Source organism: Nonomuraea sp. B1E8 (assembly GCF_039871515.1).
In the GTDB taxonomy this organism is placed as follows: Bacteria; Actinomycetota; Actinomycetes; order Streptosporangiales; family Streptosporangiaceae; genus Nonomuraea.
This window is the reverse complement of record NZ_JBDPLS010000002.1, coordinates 655,454-671,098: the sequence shown is the minus strand read 5'-3', so window position 1 is coordinate 671,098 and position 15,645 is coordinate 655,454. Positions and strand designations below refer to the sequence as shown.

Here is a 15,645-nt window from a genome sequence, read left to right as displayed (position 1 = left end):
GCCCACCGCAGCTTCACCAGCGCTCCCTGGGGCGAGGGTAGGACACCGTGGACACAGCCGGCGAACCTAGAGAGGATTCATGAGGTAAGCGGCGAACGCCACGGACGCGAGCGACACCAGCAGGAAGAAGAACACGTAGAACCCGCCCGGCAGGATCGTCAGCCTGGCGAGCTGGTCGGCGTCGGAGTCGCGGGCCTGGCGCCGGTGCCGCTTGCGCTGCAGCTCGATGATCGGGCGGATCCCGCCGAACAGCAGGAACCACACCGCCACCAGGGCCACGACCTGCTGCACTTCGGCCGGCGCGTACATGATCAGGGCGAACACCGCGCCGCCGGTGGCCAGCAGAATCAGGGCGCCGTACAGGTTGCGGATGAGCAGCAGCATGCAGACCAGGAACAGCAGCACGACCCAGGTCAGCAGCGTGATGCGGCCCTGCTCGGTCAGCCACGCCGCGGCCAGGCCCAGCAGCGAGGGCGCGAGATAGCCGGCCAGCGCGGTCAGCACCATGCCGGGACCGGTGGGCCTGCCCCTGGTCAGGGTGACGCCCGAGGTGTCGGAGTGCAGGCGGATGCCTTCGAGCTTGCGGCGGGTGGCCAGCGCCATCAGCGCGTGGCCGCCCTCGTGGGCGATCGTGATCAGGCCTCTGGACACCTGCCAGGGCAGGCGGAAACCGACGAGCACGAGCGCGGCGAGAGCCGAGACCGCCACGACCCAGGGGTCGGGGTCAGGCTGAACCTCGATCAGGTGGGCCCAGAACTTGTCCATCGAGGGAAAACCCTATCCAGGTAAAGTCATTTCCGTGGCCACAGAACGACATTCTGACGCGGAGGTGCCGGACTGGTGGCGCGGCCTCGGTTTGCCCGGCCTGATCGACCTGCACGTTCACTTCCTCCCCGAACGCATGCAGCGGCGGGTCTGGCACCACTTCCGCCACGGTGGCCCGCTGGTGGGCGACGGCTGGAAGATCGAGTACGAGTGGCCGGCGCAGGAGCGGCTGGCGCGGCTGAGGGAGATGGGTGTACGCACGTTCCCCGCCCTGGCCTACGCCCACAAACCGGACATGGCCGCCGATCTCAACGCCTGGACCCTTGACTTCGCCCGCCGTACACCGGAATGTCTGCCGTCGGCGACCTTCTACCCCGAACCTGGAGTCGTGGACTACGTGCGCCGGGCGCTCACGGACGGCGCCCGGATCTTCAAGGTGCACCTGCAGGTCGGCGGGTTCGACCCGCGGAGCGAGGAACTGGACGCGGTGTGGGGGCTGCTGGCGGAGGCCGGGGTGCCGGTGGTGACGCACGCCAGCTCGGTGCCCGTCCCGGGAGGTCACGTCGGCGCCGAGCCGATCGGTCAGGTGCTGCGCCGCCATCCCGGGCTCCGGCTGGTGATCGCGCACCTGGGGATGCCGGAGTACGACCCGTTCTTCGAGCTGGCCGGACGTTACGAACGGGTCGCGCTGGACACCACGATGGCGTTCACCGACTTCGCCGAGCGCGGCATGCCGTTCCCCGCCCGGCTGCGGCCCGCGCTGCTTGATCTCGGCCTCGCGGGGAAGGTGGTGCTCGGCAGTGACTTCCCGACCATCCCGTACCCCTACGCGCACCAGCTCGACGCGCTCGCCAGGCTCGGCCTCGGCGACGCCTGGCTCAGGACCGTGTGCTGGGACAACGGCGCGGACATGATCTGATGGGGAAGTGAACGATCGGCACGTGGCGCTCATCAGTGCCTTCTACGACGCTCTGGGCTGCTGTTCGGCTGGACACCCATGTGGCGCACGTCCATCAGAGACCGGGCGGTGCGGCAGCTCGACGAGTTCAGGCCCGCGTAGCCGTTGGGAAGGCCGTTGGGAGGGGCATGGCCAGGGTCAGAGGGTTCAGGCGCGGCACGGACGCGCGCGAGGAGGCGCCCGAGCTCTCCATGGACCCGCGCGCTTCGGAGGAGCCGCCCTACCGGCCGACCGTCATCGACAACGCGATCTACCGCGACGGCGAGCGCGTCGACAACCCGGGCTCGCTCGCCGACGCCTTCGAACGCCTCAAGCAGGAGCCGGGCAGCATGGCCTGGATCGGCCTCTACCGGCCGAAGGAATGGGAGCTGGTCAAGCTCGGCGAGGAGTTCGAGCTGCACGAGCTGGCGCTGGAGGACGCCATCGTCGGCTCCCAGCGGCCCAAGGCCGACCGTTACGGCGACACGCTGTTCGTGGTGCTGCGGGCCGCACGCTACCTCGACGACGTGGAGGAGGTCGCGTTCGGGGAGCTGCACCTCTTCGTCGGCCCCAACTTCGTGATCACCGTACGCCACGCGGAGGCGCCCGACCTGCACGGTGTGCGCCGGCGCATGGAGTCGGACCCCGACCTGCTGCGGCAGGGCCCGCAGGCCGTGCTCTACGCCATCCTCGACACCATCGTCGACGGCTACGCGCCGGTGGTGGCCGGGCTGCAGAAGGACATCGAGGAGATCGAGGTCCAGGTCTTCGGCGGCGACCCCTCGGTCTCCCGCCGCGTCTACGAGCTGTCAGGCGAGGTGATCGAGTTCCAGCGGGCCACGGCGCCGCTGGTCGGGATGATTCACGGGTTCATCGCGGGAGCGGCGAAGTACGGCGTGACCAGCGAGCTCGAAAGCTATCTGCGTGACGTGGCCGACCACGCGATCACGGTGGCGGAGCGCATCTCGTCCTTCCGGCAGACGTTGCAGAACATCCTCATCGTCAACTCGACGCTCGTCACGCAGGCGCAGAACGAGGAGATGGCGAGGATGACGGAGGCGAGCATCAGGCAGGGCGAGGAGGTCAAGAAGATCTCCGCCTGGGCCGCCATCCTCTTCGCGCCCACCCTGGTCGGCACCATTTACGGGATGAACTTCGACGTCATGCCCGAAACCCACTGGGCGTTCGGCTACCCGTTCGCCATGCTGCTCATGGCGGCGGTCTGCCTGGTGCTCTACACCGTCTTCAAACGCCGCGACTGGCTCTGACCCTGCTGTGGGCCGGATCAGTGAGGCGACGGCTCACCACGTCGCCGCGACCACCAGGCCGACCACGATCACGCCGACGATGGTGACGCGCCACGCGACCAGCGCCCGCCTGCGCCCTGCGCCGTTCACGGAAGGCTCTCAGGAGTCCTGGCCGAGGCGTTCTTCCAGGTGTTCGAGGCGCTGGACGAACGGCTGGAGCTCCTGACGGATCGCGGCCGCCAGCCTCGCCTGTACGGCGGACTCGCCCGCGGCCTGACCGGCCTGGGCCGCCGGGGCGCCCTGCTGGGCTTCTCCGCGCAGGTGCACGTACCCCGCCAGGGCCGCCACCACCGCACGCCGGGTGAGCCGGGGCTCGGCGCCCAGCCCGCGCAGGACCTGGCCCGCCACCCCGTCAGGCTCGGCGACGAGGCCCAGCAGGAGGTGCTCACAGCCGACGTAGTTGTGGCCGAGCGAGGTGGCCTCGGTGACGGTGAGCTCCAGGGCGTTGGCGGCCTCCGTGCTGAGCGCCATGGTTGCGTCGCCGTCCGGGGTCCCCTCGGGGCGCTGGGCCGGCCGGTGCCGGGACAGGTCGCGCCCGACCTGCTCCGGGTCGATGTCCATGGCGCGCAGCACGTGCAGCGCCAGGTTGGAGCCCTCGTTGAGCATGCCGGCGAGCAGGTGCTCGGTGCCGACGCTCGCGGCGCCGTCGGCCTTGGCCGCCTCCTGGGCCAGCTTGACCACCACGACGCGGGTCCTCGGTGTGAGGTGGGCGAGCGCCCCGCTCGGCTGGTCGACGTCCTGAGGGATCAGGGCCATCTCCCTGATGGCGGTCACCCGGCGCACCGCCTGCTCCAGGGCGCGCTGGCAGATGGCCGACACCGGGACACCGGCCGCTTTGACGGCCTCGGCGAGGTCATCGGGAAGGTACACGTTGATCTTAGGCATGCCCCCACTATAACCCCAAGGGGGTGCCATACCTAGTTTCCCCGATCTCCGCCACGCTAAGTGTTCATTGTGTGACAATGAGTTTCATGCCGTCCCCCCGACATGACACCCTCGTCAAGCTGTTCCACGACCGCCCCTCACTGGTGGTCGACATCCTGCGCGACCTCATGGGTGTGAACCTCCCCCACACCACTCTTGTCCAGATCGAGAAGACCACCTTCAACACCCGTCCCTCCGACGACATCGAAGCCGACGTAGTCCTCACCCTCGGACCCACACCAAGCCCCGCCCACGCTGTCATCGTGGAAATCCAGCAGGACAAGAACAAAGAACGCCGCCAACTGGCCCGCTACGCCGCATCACTGTGGCTGGTGCTCAAATGCGACGTCACCGTGCTCGTCATGTCCGCCGACCAAGGCGTCGCCGACCACTACGCCCAGCCCATCGACCCCGGACTGACCGGATACCGCTTCCAGGCACGGGCTCTCGGCCCTGACGGCATCCCCGCCATCACCGACCCCCAGCACGCCGCCGACCAGCTGGACCTGGCCGCCATGTCCGTCATGGTCCACGGCCGCGACCCCAAAGTCGTCGAAGCCTTCGCCACAGCGCTCGCCGGCACCTGCAACGAACACGCTCCGAAGTACTATGAATACGCCTACAGCATGGCCGCGCCCGAGATCCGGCGCCTCATGGAGGAAATCATGACATCCACCGACTGGCCCGTCTTCAGCCCCTTCGCCCGTGAACACTACGGCCGCGGGCGCGAAGAAGGCAGATCCGAAGGAAAGGCAGAGGGAGCGGCCAGGTCGGTGCTGCTCGTCCTGGCCGCTCGCGGCTTCGACATCCCGCAGGACACCCGGGACACGATCACCTCCTGCACCGACCCCGGCCGGCTGGAAACGTGGCTCACCCGTGCCGCCACCGCACAAACCCTCCACGAGATCTTCGACTGAACGGGCGGGAAACGCGCAGCGGGCTCACCCCCGTGGCGGTGAGCGCGAGCGGCCCAGGCGAGCGCGGCGCCCAGCGCGAGCAGCCCTCCAGTGGTGAGCACGACGGGCTCCGGGTGGCCGAGGGCGAACCCCGCCACGCACAGCAGCACGGACCCGGCGAGCGTGCCCCAGCCCGGCGGGGTGAGCACGGCCGGCTCCTACGCCGCCTGCGGCACCGGCATCCCGGCGAGGATCTCGCCGAGCGCCGCCACGGTGGTGACCTCGCGCAGCTCCGCCTCGGGCGTGAGGATCAGGCGGTGCGCGAGCACCGGCACGGCCAGCGCTTTGACGTCCTCGGGGACGACGTAGTGGCGTCCGGCGGCCGCGGCCTTGACCCGGGCCGCGCGCAGCAGCGCGAGACTGCCACGGGGGCTCGCGCCGAGCCGCAGGTGCGGGCTGGTCCGGGTGGCGGCGCACACCGCCACGATGTAGTCGTAGACGGGGTCGGCCACGTGGATGCGCGAGGCGAAGTCGATCATCCCGGACACGTCCGACGCCCGCGCCACCACGGGCAGCCGCTCGACCTGCGGCCCTGTCGGCATGCCCTTGAGCACCTCGACCTCGGAGACGTGGTCGGGGTAGCCGACGGAGATCTTCATCAGGAACCGGTCGAGCTGGGCCTCGGGCAGCGGGTACGTGCCGTCCATGTCGACGGGGTTCTGCGTGGCCACCACCAGGAACGGACGGGGCACCGGATGCGGCTCGGCGTCCACCGTGACCCTGCGCTCCTCCATGACCTCCAGCAGCGCGGCCTGGGTCTTCGGCGAGGCCCGGTTGATCTCGTCGGCGAGCACGATGTTCGCGAAGACGGGCCCGTGGTGGAACTCGAACTTCTGGTGCGCCTGGTTGAAGATCGACACGCCGGTGATGTCGCTGGGCAGCAGGTCGGGGGTGAACTGGATGCGCCGCCACTCGGCGTCCACGCTGGCGGCGACGCACCGGGCGAGCGTGGTCTTGCCGGTGCCCGGCACGTCCTCGACGAGCAGGTGCCCCTCGGAGAACAGGCAGATCAGGGCCAGCTCGATGGCCTCGTGCTTGCCGCGGATGATGCGCTCGATGTTGGCGGCGAGCAGCTGGAAACGCTGGGCGAACTGGCCGGCCAGCTGGGCCGGTTGCTGCGGCGGCTGCTGGTACGGCTGCACCGTCTGCTCGACCTGGTCCTGGTGGTTGTACTGGGTCAACTGAGTCCCCTTCTCAGTCGGTGCACTCGTAGAGCGGCGCGGGGTTGGCGCTGGACACGCCCACGCCGAACCACGCCGCCGCCGCGACCAGGCACGTGGCCACCACGGAGGCGATCACCGCCCCGATCACCTCGGAGCATGCGCGTCCGCACCGCTAACTCAACCCGTATGCACAGTTACAGAGCGTTTTGCCCCCGCCTTGCCGGGCATCACCTTAGCGCTCAGCCGTCGCTTGTGCGTATGTACTCGCTGGTACGGGCATGGGTTCGCCAGGAGAAGGCGGAGAGTGTCGGTGCGAAGCCGTACCTTAGTCCCCGTGCCAGAACAGCCTCTGACCCTCGACGCCGTCCTCACCGACGAGGCGGTCCTGTCGACCTACCGCCGCATGTTCGCCGCGCTGGCCCGCGACAGCGGGGCGGTGGTCGACGATCCGGCCCTGGTCGACATCGCCGAGACGTTGTTCGCCGCGTTCGCCGAGGCGGGCGAGGAGTGGCTGACGCACGAGCAGATGCGCTTCGCCTGCCGGGCCTACCCCACCGACCAGTTCGACAACCGGCTGCGGGTGCTCAAGGGGCTCGGAGCGATCCGCGAGGTGTTCCCCAAGCCCAACCAGCTGCGTTATCGGGCGTCGTTCACCAGCGTGGTCGGGTTGATGTTCATCCGGCGGATGATGGACGACGGCGGCCAGTCGGAGATGCACCGGCTGCTCGCGCTCGAAGACCTCAACGTCGCCGACCCGCGCACCACGATGGAGGAGGCCAGGCAGAGCGCGGTCAACCTGACGCGGGCGTTCCGGCTGTGGGCGCTGGAGCTGATCACGCTCACCATGGGCACCATCGAGGAGCTGCGCGAGCAGGCGCCCAAGCTGTGGGGCACCGAGGAGATCGCGCGGCGCGCGCAGGGGCTGCACGGCACGATCCTGACCCGCTGGCCGGAGCTCGACCGGGTCTGCACCGACCTGCGCGCGGCGATCTACGCCTACAGCGACGCCTCGCGCCGGGCCGCCGGGCGGCTGGCCGACTCCGCGGGCACCACGCGCAACCTGACGCTGCTGCCGACCGAGACGTGGCGCACGTTCGCGCAGACCGCCTCCAGGGAGCAGCTGGCGGCGGTGCTCGACGGGTTCGTCTTCGACGCGCCAGCGCCCTGGCACGATCCCGCCGCCATCGCCCGCGCCGTCGACGAGGCGCCGCGGCCCGCGCCCGCCCAGCCCACTCCCCCGCGTTCCAACCTGCCCGACCCGGGGCCCGGCGACGCGCTCGACACCTCGCCCGACGCGGCCACGGAGCGGCTGACGCGGGTCGCCGAGTCGCTGCTGGGTGAGGCCTCCCGGGTGGCGCTGGCCGACGTGCTCGGCTCCGACTGGCCGTCGGCGCGCCGCGTGCTCGCCGACCTGACGACGCTCGACCTGCGGCCCGAGCTGCCCTACCGGCTGACGTGGGCCGACGGGCTCACGATCGCCCCGGACCGCGAGCCGGCCTGGTTGTCCCACGGCTACCTGGAGCGCGCCCGATGACCGGCGACGCGGCGATGGGGCACGTGCGGGCGCGGTCCACCGGGCCGCTGTGGCTGCGGGCGGGGGTCGTCCCGCCGCCGGGGATGGCGCGCCTGACGCGCCCCGACTCCACCGGGCAGGCGCTGCCGGTGTGGCCCGACGGGGTGACGCCGTCCCTGCTGGACGAACACCAGGTCGCTCCCCTGCCCGTGGAGCGCTCCGGCGAGACCCGGCGGGTGCTCGCCGCCGTGCTCAAGTGTTGCTGGACCGACCTGGCCGCAGATCCGTGGCCGGGCGGTCCGGCGCCGGTGGAGCTGGTGCTCGACACCTACCGCGCGCTGATCGGCCGCACCGACGACCTGATGCGCAACTGGGCGGTCGGCGCGCTGCGGCGCCTGCACGACTCGGCCTGGACCGTCATGGACGACGGCGTCGTCCGCCTGGGCCCGCGCTGTGCTCTCTGGCCGGTCGAGTCGCATGCCCAGCTGCAGGAGCTGGTCCGGCGGCTGCCCGAGCCCGAGCGTCCCGAGCTGACCGTGGTGGGTGACGCCGACATCGTGGCCGCCGCCTTGGAGGGCGCGCCGGCGCCGGTGGCGGGGCCGGGAGGCCGGGTCGAGGCAGGCGCGGCGGAGTTCGACGACCTGCTGAGCGGCTACGACGAGCGGCGGCGGGCGGAGCTGGTGGCGGCGTTCATGGTGGTGGAGCACGCGGCCGAGCCGGTGCAGGAGGCTCGCTTCGCCGCCCTGCGCGACCCGGCGCTGCGGCACACGCTGGGCGAGATGCTGGCCCGGCGCGGCCGTACGCTCATCCAGCACCGCGAACGCTGGATCTCCGGCTACGACGACGCCTGCGCCGCCGCCCTCACCACGTCCATCCCGGGCATCGGGATCGGCGACGTCACCGGCGTGGACGCGCACGCGGACGGTCCTTCCGGCGGGGGTGGCGCGGCCACCTCGGTGGAGGCGGCGACCGATGCCGGGGCGTCTGCCCATGCCGAGACGGCACACCGCGGCGAGGGCTCGTACGGCGAGGGGACGCCGGAACGGGCGAAGGCAGGGGCGGGCTGGGGCGGCGGTCCGGCGGGGGCGCGGCTCGGGGTGAGCGAGCGGGCGGTGCTGACGCTCGTCCTGGTGCACTCCGTGGCGATCCCGAGAGCCGAAGGGCTGCTGCCCGAGGACAGCTGGCTGTCACCGCACCCCACGCCGGTCGACGAACTGCGCCGCCACACCCAGCTGCCGATCGGCGAGCTGGAGGCGGCGTTGCGGGCGCTGCGGCACGCGGGGCTGCTGGGCCAGGTGAAGGCCGGTGAGGAGGCGGGCGGCTACGTGCCGGGGCCGCAGTTCCACCGGCTCACCCCGGCGGCCCGGCGCCGCCTGCAGGAGGAGCTGATCCTGGCCGCCGGGCCGAGCACCCCGCTGGCGGCGGCCGTACGCGCGCGCAGGTCAGCGCGGTGAAGATGACGGATGGAAGGGTAACGGGGGTACGAGTGTCGCAGGTGGAGAACGTCGTCGGAGACCGCGTACTGATCGCCGTGCAGGCGGTCAACATCTCGCGGCTCTCGACCCATCCGGTGCCCACCGTGCCCGGCACGCTCATCGTCGTGGCCGGCGCCGGGCCCAAGGACTCCAACGGCGCGGGCAAGTCATCGTTCATCGCCTCGATCACGGCGCTGCTCGGTGATGAGCAGTGGCGATTCGCGTCAGGTGCGAAGGCGGTGTCCGAGCTGCTGTTCAACGCCGAGCTGGCCAGCGGCGCCGGGTCCCGCCAGTGGGCGAGCGCCGACCACGGCTACATCGTGGGCGTGTTCGGGCCGCCCGGCATGGACGGCTTCGCACCGGCGGGCCACGGCGCCGCGCCCGCGGCCCACGCGTCGGAGACCGGGACGTCCGGCCCTCTGGACGTCCCCGCATCCGACGGCACGCCCTCCGGCGGCGCGGCGCCCGGCCGTGCCGCACCCGGGGACGCGGGGTCCGCAGGTGAGGCGTCCGGAGGCACGGTATCCGGAGGTGCGGCGGCCCAAGGTGCGGTCTCCGGTGAGGGTGCGTTCGCTCTGGGGGATCCCGGAGGGAGCGCGGAGCTGTTCGAGGTGCCCGACACCTCGGGCGGGGCGCTCACCGTGTGGCTCAAGGTCAACCAGGAGGCGCCGCACCTGGAGATCAGGTGGCGGGAGGGCGTGCATCTGGCGGCGTCCCCGTCGGAGGCCGAGCGGGTGGCTCGCGCCGACGAGATCTGGGCGTCGCTGCCGAAGTCGGCCGGGCGGCGCGACGTCGTGGCCCGCGACCTGACCAAGGTGCTCTACGGCGACCGGGTCAGGTGCGTGTCGTTCCTGTCCACGTCCGTACGCAGCAAGGTCGCCACCAACCTGCTCTCCCAGCCGCTCAACGAGATCTCCCCCGAGCGCGTCTTCGAGGCCATCGCCGCGCTCACCGGCCTGGACGCCGAGCTGGAGCAGGAGCGGGAGGCCCGGCGCGACGAGCACGCCAGGCGGGTGCGCGCGGCGCAGGCCGCCGATCGGCTGGCCGAGTTCGAGTCGGAGTCGAAGGCGTTGCTGACCACGTTCGACCGGCGCGACCAGGCCAGGGTGCGGCTGGCGGACGCGTTGCGGTGCTGGCGGGGCAGGCTGGCGCGCAAGCTGGCCGACGCCGCGGGCAAGGACGACGTCCTGGCCGCCGGCCTCCAGCGGCACGTCGCGGCGGAGGAGGCCGCGGCCGAGTCGATCGCCATGGTCAAGGCGGAGATCACGACCCTGCGGGAGGACACCCTCGACCGGCAGGTCTCCCAGGCGCGCAAGGAGCTGGCGGCGATGCAGGCGCGGGCCGCGAAGCTCGACGCCGACCGCGCGGTGGCGGAGAACTCCGCCGACGAGTTGCGTGGGCTGATCCCGGCGCTGGAGGAGAGCCGCAGGTTCGCGGACGGGCGTGACGTGCCCACGGCCGAGCGGGAGCTGCGGGAGGTGCGGCTGCGGCTGAACGAGGCGCTCAAGGCGCTCGGGGTGGCCGACCAGGAGGTGTCGTCCGCTCAGGCGGCGCTCGACGATGCCGAGGGCGGCCCGGCGGCGGCCCAGCTCAACGCGCTGACGGCGGCGGGAATCGGCGCGACGGGCCTCCTCGACGCCCTCGACGTGGCCGAACAGGCCCGCGACTCCGCGAGCCCCGCCCAGGAGCCCGCCCGGCAGAAGGCGCCGGGCGACGCCGGAGATCTGGGCGCCGCGCTCAAGGCGCGTTATGGGAAGGCCGGCGAGCGGCAGGACGGGCGCCCGGGGGTGGTCCCGCTGGGTGAGCTGCGGGGGTGGCCGAACGAGCATGCGGTGATCGTGGACGCGGCGCAGCTCGACGCCGCCGTCGCGGCGCTGGCGGAGCTGCCGGGTTCGGTGCTGGTCAGCGCCGCAGGGGTGAGCGTCGTCGGCGCGTTCGACGGGATGGCGACCGGGCGGGAGGCCCGCATCAAGGCCGCCGAGCAGCGGCTCAACCGGGCGAAGGACGTACAGGAGACGGCCGCGCAGGCCGTGCGCGACGGGGAGGAGTCCGTCGCCGAGGCGCAACACCGTTTGGAGGGGGCCAGGGCGGGGGTGCGCCTGGACGAGCTGGAGGCGAAGCTGGGCGAGCGCCGGACCAGGCTCGGCGAGCTCAATGCCGCCATCGAGGAGCTCGCGCCGAAGGTCGCCGAGGCCGAACGGCAGGCGGGGGCGCTGGACTTCCGCGCCCGCACCCGGGACATGGAGATCGAACGCCTGGAGGGGCGGCGGCAGCGGCACGAGGCCGAGCGGGCACAGGCCCGTGACCAGGCGGCGAAGGTCACCGCCGAACGCGAGTCGCTCAAGCTCGACGCGCTGGCCGCCGACTGGGGCGGCACGGTCGAGACGGCCCGCGAATGGCTGGCGGCGCTGCCGGAGGAGGAGCGGCCCCGTACGACCGAGGAGTGGTGGCGGATCGCCGAACGCCACCTCGACCAGGCGTTGCGCGACACCTTCCCCGAGGACGACGCGGAGGTCCCTGAAGAGCTGCGGTTCCTGCTGGAGGAGCGGGGCGGAAGCACGGCGCGGGAGCAGGCGACGTTCGCGGCGGTGTGCGGGTCGCTGGCCTCCTACCTTCGAGGTCAGGAGGAGTACGAACGCCACCAGCGCCGGCAGATCGAGGCCCAGCTGGTCTCCAGGCAACGCGACCTGGCGGCGGCGGCCAGGGGCGCCGAGGAGGCGGCGCAGTCCACGGCCGTGCACCGGGCCGCGCTGACGGCCGCGATCAAGGCGCGGCTGACGCGGGTGGCCGAGGAGTTCGAGAAGCTCGACACCTCCTACGGAGGCTACGGGGCGACGCTCGAGTTCCCGGTGCCGCCCGCGCCCGCCGATCCCGAGCAGCGCTGGCAGTGGCGGGTGACGCCGAAGTGGCGGCGCGGCGAGGGACAGGGGTACGTGCCCTACAACCGGCGGGCCAACACCGCGCTCATGGACGAGAAGGCGGTCAAGCTGGTGTGCGCGGCGGCCATCGCCTCGTCCGGGGGCGGGCATCTGTGCCTGGTGCTCGACGAGTTGGGGCGCAACCTGGGCAAGGAGCACCGCAGGGAGGCGGTGGCGCTGTTCAGGAGGATCGGGGAGACGTACGGCATCACGGTGATCGGGGCGCTGCAGGACGACATGGAGCCGTACGCGATCGACGCCTGCGGCCAGTACATCAAGTTGCGGCGCTCGTCCGACGCGATGCCGTACAACGAGCCGCCGGTGATCGTCGGGCACGACCAGCACGGCGAGCGCGTACGGGCGCTCGCCGCCTACGTGGACCGCGGCGCCGTGGTCGAGTGAACGCCGGCCAGGGTGCGGCCCCGTCCGTCGCAGGGATGTGTGCTCCGCCCTCGCCGGTTGCCCGTCAGATCCGGTACATGTCCTGAATTTCGAAAGGTCCGCGGATATCCAGGTTATTGAGATATGCGCGTTCCGCCATGTCGCTACGCCGGCCGTCCAAGGCTCTCACGTTGTCGCGGATGCTCTGCAGGTCGGACGTGTCCAGCCCGTTCGCCCTGGCGATGTGGAGCCCGTGGTCCGCCTGGCGGGCGGCATCGTCCAGAGGTCCGGCCACGTGCCTGCCGAGGTGCGACCCGATCTGCTGCAGCCGCTCGGCCTGCTGTCTGAGGTGCCGCCTGGTCATGTCGTCCAGGTACGGATGGTCCGCCAGCGCCTGCCTGGCGAGGTTCGTTCTGGTGGCCGCGTCGATCTCGCCGCGCCTGTGCGCCTCTCTCAGCCTGGTGTTGACGGTGCGCTTGGCGTTGTGGACGTACGTTTCGACCTCTTGCAGACTCACCTCGGCGCGGTTCATGCTCTCCACGGCCTGTCTGGTGGAGTGCCCGGCACGTGTGGCCTGGGCCTGTGCCTGCGTGACTGCGCGCTGGTTGGCCGGCGCCTGCACCGCCCCGCGCTGGTTGACAGGCGGGTGCACTGCCCCACGCTGGTAGGCCGGCGGTACGGGGGGACGCGGAGGAATAGCCGGCGGTACGGGGGGACGCGGAGGAATAGCCGGCGGTACGGGGGGACGCGGAGGAATAGCCGGCGGTTTGGCGGGCGCGCCCCGGAGCCGCTCGGCGAGCTTGGTGAAGATCCGTCCGATGAGCCGTGTGGCGGTGAGCAGCCACTGCTGCACGCGCTGGGCGACCGGCCGCAGCAGCGGCCTGATCAGCGCCCGTCCCTGCGGCGTGAGAGCGGCCAGGCCCGCCAGCCCGGCCAGCCCGCCGATTATCCTGCCGGCCCATTTGACCGCGTTCCACGCGACCTGCGCGGCGCCCGCTCCGAGCGAGGCGAGCTGCGCCTGGACGGTGCTGCGCCGCAACACGCCTGCCCGCCCTGTCACGTGTTCGTCCAGCGCGTCCGTGGCGGCGCCGGTGTTCGCGCCGCCGAGCCGGTACGCGCGCGCGCCGTCGTCGGCGACCGGCGCCTGCGAGCGGCCCAGGGACTCCAGAACGCCGGTCTGGCGTTCCAGCTCGGCGGTGTCCGGCGGGCGCGGAACACCCAGCAGGCCGAAGCCAGGCTCTTCAAGCCCGGTGGCCATGGTCGGCTCTCACCTCGCTCATCGCCGCCGCCTCCGCCTCCGCGTTCGTCGCCGCCATCAGCGCCTGGCCCTGTGCCGTCCCGCCGAGCCCGGCGATCACCTCCGCGGAGCCGCCGAACAGCGCGACCAGGTAGTCCTGGTAAGGGCCGGCGAAGTCGGGGTAGGGCAACGGGCCCGTGCTGCCCGCCACCTGCCCCCGGAAGCCCTCGTGGACCTGCTGCTGCTCGTCCGTCAGCGTACGGAATCGCCGGGCGGACGCTTCGCGGCCGGCGACGTCCCAGGTGATCTCGTCATCTGTCATCACGGCGCATCCTTCCTGGGGGCGGATCATCCAGTCGGCGCAACATCTCTTCGAGACTGGACGTCAACCGGGCGAAGTCGCTGGCCGCCTGCGCTTCCATGTCGTTGACCCGGCGGATGAACTCCTCCGTGCCGGGGCCCTCCTCCGCGGGCGTGGCGGGCTCGCCGACCCGCGCCAGCCGATCCTGCTGCGCCGCGCGCACGGCGGCGACGATGTGGCCCGCGAGTTCGTGCGACCCGAGCCGCATCGCCCGCGGGTCCAGCTTCATCCTGGCCAGCAGGCCGTCCTCGCCGACGACCGCCCTGACCTGACCACCGGCGGCCTCCCCGGCTCCGGTGAGGGGGTCGTCCTCGGGCAACGCTCGCACGTATCACTCCAGTCTCAATGCTCGCTTCCAGCACATCTGGGTCATAGGCATTAAACCCGTCCCAGCGTCCGCATGACCACCCGGCCGACTTCAGTTGATCGGCGGGCCGGTGTAGGAGGCGCGCAGGCGGAGGAGGGTGCCGCGCTCGTACTCCTCCATGGCGTGCGCGAGCCAGCCCGCCGCCCTGGCCACCGCGAAGATCGCCTCTCCCGCGCCGCTCACCATGCCGCTGACGGCGGCCAGGATGGCGAGGGAGAAGTCGATGTTGCGCTCCGGCAGCCGCCTGCGGCGCATCTCGGCCAGCACGGCCTCTCCCGCCGCGATCCGCTCGTGCCCCGGCGCGGCCTCCTTGACCAGGTCCAGCAGGGCGCCACCGCGGCCGTCGCCGTTGGTGTAGATGCTGTGGCCGAAGCCGGGGACACGTTCGCCGCGGCGCAGGCGATCGGTGATCGCGCGCGCGGCCTGGCGTGGCTCGGCGACCTCGGCGAGCAGGCGCTCCGCGCCGTACGAAGCACCGCCGTGCAACGGGCCGCCCAGCACGCCGAGGCCGGTCAGGACCACGGCGTACGGGTCCGCCCGCGCGGAGGCGGCGACCCTGGCGGCCAGCGTGGAGGCGGCCAGCTCGTGGTCGGCGAGCAGCACCAGCGCCGCTTGGAGGGCGTGGAGCAGGCCGGGAGCGGGCGGGGCCGGGCACAGGCGGGACCACAGGCGCTGGGCGATCGACTCGCCCTGGGGCTCGCTGAGCGGCGGCATGGCGTCGACCAGCCCGGCGATCAGGCGGCGGCCCGTGTCGCTCACGGAGGCGGGATCGAGCTGGTGGCGGAGGGGGTCGGAGGCGCCCAGCACGGTGGCGATCACCTGGAGGCGATCGAGCGGCAGCAGGTCCTCCGGCAGCCCTCGCTGGGCGGCGACGGCGGCCCGCAGTGCCTCCGGCTCGCACCGCCACACCGCGCCGCAGGAGGGCGCCGCAGGCTCCTCACCGTGACCGCCGCTCCCCGCAGGGGAGCCGGCGAGTGAGGGCCGGTGGTGCGGGAGGGCGGGGTCGGCGGTCCAGAGCCACGTGGCGACCGTCTCGAAGCCGCTGGTCGCGGCGAGCCCCAGCACGTCGCGCCCCCGGTAGTAGGGCCGGTCGGCGCCGAGGGCGGTGACGGCCGACTCGATCACGAGCTCCGGCGGCCGGTTGCGGGGGCGGCCGCGGCGGGCGAGGCGTTCGACCTCCTCGGCGGAGAAGAGGCTGCGCCGCCCGTCGTCGCCGTGCCGCCGGCGCAGCACTCCCCTGCTCACGTACGCGTACAGCGTGGCGGGTTTGACGCCGAGCCGTTCGGCGGCCGTGGCCGCGTCGATCCACTCCATCACGGGGGAAGCCCTTCTGGCATATTG

Annotated in this window: 13 protein-coding genes; 6 read left to right on the top strand and 7 right to left on the bottom strand. The window is 72.2% G+C overall.

The genetic code is table 11. From position 1 onward, the window contains the following. Window positions 1-66 precede the first annotated feature (66 nt). Window positions 67-765 carry a M50 family metallopeptidase gene (locus ABGA98_RS12085; RefSeq protein ID WP_347618308.1) on the bottom strand — a complete coding sequence of 233 codons (699 nt, stop codon included), beginning with the start codon at window positions 763-765 and terminating at the stop codon, window positions 67-69. A gap of 34 nt (window positions 766-799) precedes the next feature. Here ABGA98_RS12085 and ABGA98_RS12080 point away from each other — a divergent pair, with 34 nt between their 5' ends. Together ABGA98_RS12080 and ABGA98_RS12075 are read left to right on the top strand one after the other, a co-directional pair. Beyond that, on the top strand, window positions 800-1,684 hold the full coding sequence (locus ABGA98_RS12080; RefSeq protein WP_347618307.1) for an amidohydrolase family protein: 885 nt from the start codon (window positions 800-802) through the stop codon (window positions 1,682-1,684). A 167-nt stretch (window positions 1,685-1,851) separates the two neighbouring features. Further along, the gene (locus ABGA98_RS12075; RefSeq protein ID WP_347618306.1) at window positions 1,852-2,970 is read left to right on the top strand and encodes a magnesium and cobalt transport protein CorA; all 1,119 of its coding nucleotides are present in this window, start codon (window positions 1,852-1,854) and stop codon (window positions 2,968-2,970) included. A gap of 138 nt (window positions 2,971-3,108) precedes the next feature. Here the strand turns inward: ABGA98_RS12075 and ABGA98_RS12070 are convergent, their stop codons facing one another. Further along, entirely contained in the window at window positions 3,109-3,894 is a 786-nt protein-coding gene (locus tag ABGA98_RS12070; RefSeq protein WP_347618305.1) for a Clp protease N-terminal domain-containing protein, read from the bottom strand. Between the two features lie 86 nt (window positions 3,895-3,980). On the opposite strand from ABGA98_RS12070, the gene ABGA98_RS12065 reads away from it, so the two are divergent. Further along, the gene (locus ABGA98_RS12065) at window positions 3,981-4,850 is read left to right on the top strand and encodes a hypothetical protein (RefSeq protein WP_347618304.1); all 870 of its coding nucleotides are present in this window, start codon (window positions 3,981-3,983) and stop codon (window positions 4,848-4,850) included. A gap of 197 nt (window positions 4,851-5,047) precedes the next feature. Here ABGA98_RS12065 and ABGA98_RS12060 read toward each other — a convergent pair whose 3' ends face one another. Continuing rightward, window positions 5,048-6,070, bottom strand: a complete 1,023-nt coding sequence (locus ABGA98_RS12060) for a MoxR family ATPase (protein WP_347618303.1) — start codon at window positions 6,068-6,070, stop codon at window positions 5,048-5,050. Window positions 6,071-6,386: 316 nt separating this feature from the next. Here ABGA98_RS12060 and ABGA98_RS12055 point away from each other — a divergent pair, with 316 nt between their 5' ends. The 3 genes from ABGA98_RS12055 to ABGA98_RS12045 are packed head-to-tail and all read left to right on the top strand — an operon-like array spanning window position 6,387 to window position 12,360. Continuing rightward, window positions 6,387-7,586 carry a hypothetical protein gene (locus ABGA98_RS12055; protein WP_347618302.1) on the top strand — a complete coding sequence of 400 codons (1,200 nt, stop codon included), beginning with the start codon at window positions 6,387-6,389 and terminating at the stop codon, window positions 7,584-7,586. Beyond that, the gene (locus tag ABGA98_RS12050; protein ID WP_347618301.1) at window positions 7,583-9,019 is read left to right on the top strand and encodes a hypothetical protein; all 1,437 of its coding nucleotides are present in this window, start codon (window positions 7,583-7,585) and stop codon (window positions 9,017-9,019) included. The genes ABGA98_RS12055 and ABGA98_RS12050 overlap by 4 nt, the downstream gene beginning before the upstream one ends. Before the next feature lie 41 nt (window positions 9,020-9,060). Further along, window positions 9,061-12,360 carry a chromosome partitioning protein ParA gene (locus ABGA98_RS12045; protein ID WP_347618300.1) on the top strand — a complete coding sequence of 1,100 codons (3,300 nt, stop codon included), beginning with the start codon at window positions 9,061-9,063 and terminating at the stop codon, window positions 12,358-12,360. A gap of 64 nt (window positions 12,361-12,424) precedes the next feature. Here ABGA98_RS12045 and ABGA98_RS12040 read toward each other — a convergent pair whose 3' ends face one another. The 4 genes from ABGA98_RS12040 to ABGA98_RS12025 form a co-directional block, all read right to left on the bottom strand. Beyond that, window positions 12,425-13,597 (bottom strand): hypothetical protein, encoded by a 1,173-nt coding sequence (locus ABGA98_RS12040; protein WP_347618299.1) that lies wholly within the window; start codon window positions 13,595-13,597, stop codon window positions 12,425-12,427. Further along, window positions 13,581-13,898 carry a hypothetical protein gene (locus tag ABGA98_RS12035; RefSeq protein ID WP_347618298.1) on the bottom strand — a complete coding sequence of 106 codons (318 nt, stop codon included), beginning with the start codon at window positions 13,896-13,898 and terminating at the stop codon, window positions 13,581-13,583. Before ABGA98_RS12035 ends, ABGA98_RS12040 begins: the two co-directional genes overlap by 17 nt. Then, a complete protein-coding gene (locus tag ABGA98_RS12030) occupies window positions 13,888-14,265 on the bottom strand; it encodes a YbaB/EbfC family nucleoid-associated protein (protein WP_347618297.1) in 378 nt (125 codons plus the stop codon). Before ABGA98_RS12030 ends, ABGA98_RS12035 begins: the two co-directional genes overlap by 11 nt. 90 nt (window positions 14,266-14,355) lie before the next feature. Next, window positions 14,356-15,618, bottom strand: coding sequence for a citrate/2-methylcitrate synthase (locus tag ABGA98_RS12025; RefSeq protein ID WP_347618349.1), 1,263 nt, complete (start codon window positions 15,616-15,618; stop codon window positions 14,356-14,358). Window positions 15,619-15,645 lie beyond the last annotated feature (27 nt).